This window comes from Paratractidigestivibacter sp. (assembly GCF_052362415.1).
Classification (GTDB): domain Bacteria; phylum Actinomycetota; class Coriobacteriia; order Coriobacteriales; family Atopobiaceae; genus Paratractidigestivibacter.
Genome location: NZ_DAWEMK010000039.1, coordinates 15,116 through 15,914, shown reverse-complemented (window position 1 = coordinate 15,914; position 799 = coordinate 15,116). Strand labels below are relative to the sequence as shown.

2 protein-coding genes are annotated in these 799 nt (G+C 67.2%); both read right to left on the bottom strand.

Annotated features, from left to right (window positions below; all coding sequences use genetic code 11):
- Nucleotides 1–244 precede the first annotated feature (244 nt).
- Nucleotides 245–502: a hypothetical protein gene (locus tag ACT84W_RS05535; protein WP_444328491.1), complete on the bottom strand. Its 258-nt coding sequence runs from the start codon at nt 500–502 to the stop codon at nt 245–247.
- Nucleotides 499–799, bottom strand: a 301-nt coding sequence (locus tag ACT84W_RS05530) for a hypothetical protein (protein ID WP_444328490.1), incomplete at its 5' end; no start/stop codon positions are given. The genes ACT84W_RS05530 and ACT84W_RS05535, both read right to left, overlap by 4 nt.

The following is a 799-nucleotide window of genomic DNA, read 5'->3' as shown; positions in this document are numbered from 1 at the left end:
CGGCCTGCTTGCGCTCCTCGCGCTTGAGGTCGATGTTCGCCTTGCGCTCGTTCTGGACCTTGTATTCGTCCAGAAATTGCCGCCCAAAATAGAAGGCGATGAGCACCAGCGCAGCGCCGCCAAGCCAGCTCGGGCCATACGGCGCGAACAGCTTTAGCACCTCCATCCGGCCTCCCTTCCGTTCTGCAGTGTGGTGGGGCCCATTCCCCGCCACATTGCAGGTTCGGGCCCCCGTAACGCCGGTCTACACCGCCGCCATCGTGCCGACGCACACGGCCAGCGGGCCCTGCGACAGAATCACGGCGCGGTCGGTGATGACGCACCCCGTGCAGGATCGCACCATCGGGACCGTCACGACCGCACCGCGAAGCATCACGTCCAGCGCCGTGCCATGGACGCCGACGACCGTGCCGAACTCCATCGTCAGCCGCTTGCCGCCCGACGGAATCGCCGCAGCCAGCCGCGCCGCCGCACCCTTGATCTCGACCGCCGAATCGCTCATCGCTCGTACCTCCTCGCCGTGTGCTTTATGACGCAGCCGGCGTCGAGCGTCAGCGTCTGCTTCTGGATTGCCAGCTTGCCGACCACCCCGCCGGTCCTGTAGTTCATCGCCACCGCCATGCACGGCTCGACGGGCTTATACACGCTCCTGAACTCGTCCGTGCGCGTCACTGAGCGCTCGGTGGCGAGAAGCTCCGCCGCCTTGCGGTCCGCAGCCGACTGCATGGCGTCCTGGGGCCAAGGCGTGGCGTTGCCTCCCTCCTCGACCTTGTCGGCGACGAAGATGGCCTCGCCGCCG

Excerpts from the sequence above, each read along its gene's own strand:
- ACT84W_RS05535 (WP_444328491.1), bottom strand. The coding sequence starts at position 502 with ATGAGCGATTCGGCGGTCGAGATCAAGGGTGCGGCGGCGCGGCTGGCT.